Below are 4,606 nucleotides of genomic sequence, written 5' to 3' on the forward strand. Positions count from 1 at the left end.
ATTATAGAGCAATTCCACAGGTAAAAAATTGAAGTTATATTTGAATCATTCCTTAATTTGACAATGTCAAGTTATTTACCTTTCACTTTTTTATCTTTCACTTCTTTACCTTTCACTTTTTTATCTTTCACTTCTTTATCATTTACTTTTATATTTTTATTTATTTGTTTGTATTTATCTATCTTATTTTTCTTTACTCACTTAAGCTTAGTTTTTCCATTTTCAAAGAGAGACAAAAACTCGATTTTATAAAGATACGGGTTTGTATATTTATCCTGTCACTTCAACTTAAACAGCTAAAATCGTGAAAGTACAAGATCTTTTGCCGTTTCATTGTGATAAAGAGGAAAGATTTAGAATATGATTTGTATCTTAAAAGAAACTATTTCAATTAAAAAAAAGATGTCCATTTATGAGTAAGTGACTTACTTTGACAGTCAAATTATAAATACCTTTAATCTAATAATTGATTTATTAAATAAATAATCACTAGGGGTGTGATATATGCCGGACTTGATAGGACTTGCTGTAGTCTTTCTAATATTAGCATTGATTGCATATATACTGGGTGCAAGGGGAATTGCCGGTTTCTCAATGGAGATTGCAAAGTGGCTCGTCATAATCTTTATTATACTTGCAATTATCTCGTTCCTGTTATGACGGTAGCCTTTTAACGAAGTTAACACTGGTTCAAGAAGATAACTATGCACTTGAGGTGATAGAGAGTAATAGTTCTAAGAGTCAAAGCCAGATTACTTTTTAAATACTTTTGTCTAATTATAATTTTCTCAGGCATATTAAAAAATCAATTAGTTTATTTTCTTTTTTAATTAAGATGAGTGCATGTTAATTAATTTTTCAGCATTCCCTACTTTTAGGATTTTTTACATTAGTTATATCGAGCTTTTTTGATTAATTTAACCTACTTTGTGTAATGTTAATCCTGATTGAACAAGTTAAAAAGTATTTGACAAATTATACTCTTAAATGAGTATTAGAATTATAAACATATTATAATTTGTACCAATATACTTATATTCCTTTATATTAATTTTCGGTTAATTAATCGAAGTATCACCCATACTTTGAATGTACTGGGGAATCAAATTGAACAGGTTAGCTATTTTACTGGTAGTCTTTCTTCTCATAACATTAGGCTCGGGTATCGGAGCTGCGGCTGAGGTTTACGTCCAGCCTGGAGAATCGATACAAACCGTATTGGATAATGCAGCCTCAGGTGACGTAATAATCTTAAAACCCGGAATCTATACCGAGAATATCAAAATAGACAAAAATAACCTTGTAATATCCTCGGAATCCGGGAATCCTGATGACACAATAATTACGGCTAAGAGCTCAGACAATCATGTAATCTCCTTGCAAGCTAATAACGTAAAAATTAGTGGACTTGAGATTACAGGAACAAAAAACAGCTATGCAGGAATCTATCTCTCAGAATGCAATAACTGCATCATTGAAAATAATAAAATCCTGAACAACGGTTATGGAATTTATCTCTTGAACTCAAAAGGCAATAAGCTCTCAAATAACGTGATTGCAAATAATGAAGAGAATGGGATCTTGTTATCGACCTCGACCAATAATACCATCTTCGGAAATACGGCTTTGGATAATAAAGACACTGGCATTCATATCAGCACTTCGGATGGTAACACGCTTACAGGTAATAACATATCCTCAAACGATGTTTACGGCCTTTTCGTCTGCCCAGAGAGTGACGACAATCTGATTTATAATAACAATTTCAACAATACCGTCAATGCAGAGATTCAAAATGGAGTCGGAAATGCCTACAATACGGCAAAGACCGAAGGCGAGAATATTGTCGGCGGTTCCTACCTTGGAGGTAATTTCTGGGCAGAACCTGAAGGTACAGGTTTTTCGGATACTGCAGTCGATGCAGATGGAGACGGAATTGCGGATTCCGAATACAGGATCTCACAAAGCATCTACTCTGATCAGTTACCTCTGATTTCGTCTTCCAAACAACAACAGTCCGGACCTCCGGTAGCAAACTTCAAAATGAACAATAGTGATGGCTCTGCTCCTCTTCCAGTCCAGTTTACCGACCTGTCCGAAAACACAGACTCGTGGGGCTGGGACTTTGAAAGTGATGGGAAAATTGACTCTACTGAGGAAAATCCGGTTCATGTGTTCACGACGATCGGAACTTACACTATTACCCTCAGCGCTACAAATAAAAACGGAACAGATTCAAAAACTGCCGCAGTAATTGTTACCCATCCTGTTGAAAATAGTTCCGTGAACAATACAAGCGAAGATCCTGAAACCATCGAAAATTCAACAAGCGCAAATGAGAGTTCCGATAACATAACCAATGCTGGACTTGATTCTCAATCTGGATCTGGAGTTGTCAATCTTAATGGAGAAAATAATGCAGGAATAAACACTTCAGGCGCTAACTTTAATGGAGAAAATAATTCAGGAACAAACACTTCAAGTTCCAACCTTAACACTTCAAATTCCAACCTTAATGGAGAAAATAATGCAGGGATAAACACTTCAAGTGTCAACCTTAATGGAGAAGATAATACAGGAATAAATACTTCAAGTGTTGAGTATGCACTTGAAAATAAAACAGATGCTCCAGGGTTTGAAATCGTCTATGGAGCAGTTTCCCTGCTTGCTGTGTTCCTGTACAGAAAAGAAAAACCAGGGAATTAAATGAAAGCGACAGTTGAATCAAGTAAAAACAATAAATGAACTGAATAAAGGACTCAGTACCAAAATCCAGTGATGAACGTAGAATTAAAAATCACTAGATTTTGAAAATGGACACAATCCTTTGAATACATCCTCTTGATTGAAGTCTTTAGATATCGAATAGTGAGTTTATAGAAGAAAGAATTCTTCCCGCAAATTCAGTGTTTCAATCGAAAAATGCAAAAATCACTGGATTTTGGACCAGAGTCGAATAAAGCAGTAATTTAATCCAGCAAAAATGAGAATTAATTAACGGAATTTACAAAATTAAATGACAAGCTAAGGTTTTAAACCTTTACTTTCTTTTTTCATAGCTTTGTAAGTCAAATTGAAGAGTATTCCAAATTTTTATTTTCCTCATACTGATGAAGATTTTTTATTTATCCGGTACTAATGAATAAACATTTATATGGTACTCAAATTAGAATAATTTTCATATATCGGTATGTATCAGTTTAAATATTTTTGAGGAAGCTTTAAAATTAATTAAACACTAATAGTGATATTTATGAACCTAGATTCGGCAGGTAAACATATAAGTTAATATAATTATTCTCACATCTTTTTTCTTGATTTTCCATGGCAGACAAAAACAACAGTCGACTAGTCGAATCCTCAATCAAAGTTGCGCTGGCGCACCCCGCTGCAAGCAACGGGGTATGTTCGCGCCACCGCTCAAAATTCCGTTAAAGGAAATAATAACCCTAAACAATTTAGTGTGAGCAGAAGTTAGTAATCGAAAATGGAATTGAGAAATTTTATTATTATCAACGGTTACCGGGGAAGTTTCCATCCCCGCAGCAAGCTAGCGGGGTATTCGACTGAAATAAAACGTACAAGATTTTTAGGTCACCTTGGTCTCATTGCTGGAGTTTTCCGAGAACTTGAAGTTGACAAACTGATCGATGAGAAACTCCCAAAGGAAAGGGATCACAAGATTCCTCACTCAGTCTGCATCCTTGCCATGGTACTCAATGGTCTTGGTTTCATAGGTCAACGTCTATACCTTTTTCCTGACTTTTTCAGGAATATTTCTATAGAAAGACTTTTTGGAGAAGGTGTAACACGAGAAGATCTGAATCAATATGCTATCGGAGAAACTCTTGACAGAATCGTAAAGTATGGTCCTACAAAACTGTTTACGGAAATTGTTCTTCATATTATGGCTCGTCTACCTATTCCTGTCCATTGTTTACACGCTGACACTACAAGTGTCAGCGTTTATGGTGATTATCAAGACGAAGAAACGGAGTCTATTGATATCACTTTTGGAATTCCCAAAAACGGAAGATGGGATCTCAAACAATTTGTGCTAAGTTTGATTGTAAATCAGCATGGAATACCCCTTTTTATGAACACTCATTCAGGGAATGCTTCCGACAAAAGCACAATTCTGGAAGCAATAAAGTCTCTCAAATCAGCTTTAAGTCCTGAAAGCAAAGTGTACTATGTCGCTGATAGTTCCTTTTACACTGACAATAATATCAATAATATAGGAAAGTCATTCTGGATCAGTCGTGTTCCTGCAACAATTAATGAGGCAAAGGAACTGCTAACTGCAAATCTAAACCTGAAGCCACTGAAAAGCGATGAAAGATACTCATTTTATCAAACCTTTGTTGATTATGGGGGAGTCAAGCAAAAGTGGGTTTTGTTGCTTTCTCATAAAATGAAAGAAAAGAAAGAGATAACTCTCAGAAAGAAGCTTCAAAATGAACTTGAAAAAGCAGAAAAGTCGCTTAAAAAACTGGTAGGAGAGGACTTCTTCTGTGAAGAAGATGCATTAAAAGCAGCAGAAAAATGGACTGCAGATTTCCCTTCTATTGTGTTTGAAAAAGTAGATTTGAAAAAAGTTAAAAAA

At 35.0% G+C, this 4,606-nt stretch carries 3 protein-coding genes; all 3 read left to right on the forward strand.

The annotated features are described in order from the left end of the window. Positions 1 to 504: 504 nt before the first annotated feature. Positions 505 to 660, forward strand: coding sequence for a DUF1328 domain-containing protein (locus tag ASJ81_RS09110; RefSeq protein ID WP_095644200.1), 156 nt, complete (start codon positions 505 to 507; stop codon positions 658 to 660). A gap of 447 nt (positions 661 to 1,107) precedes the next feature. Next, positions 1,108 to 2,706, forward strand: a complete 1,599-nt coding sequence (locus ASJ81_RS09115; protein WP_095644201.1) for a NosD domain-containing protein — start codon at positions 1,108 to 1,110, stop codon at positions 2,704 to 2,706. 781 nt (positions 2,707 to 3,487) lie between these two features. Continuing rightward, the coding region (locus ASJ81_RS09120) for an IS1634 family transposase (protein ID WP_245859991.1) at positions 3,488 to 4,606 on the forward strand (1,119 nt) is incomplete at its 3' end.

This window comes from Methanosarcina spelaei, from assembly GCF_002287235.1.
GTDB lineage: Archaea > Halobacteriota > Methanosarcinia > Methanosarcinales > Methanosarcinaceae > Methanosarcina > Methanosarcina spelaei.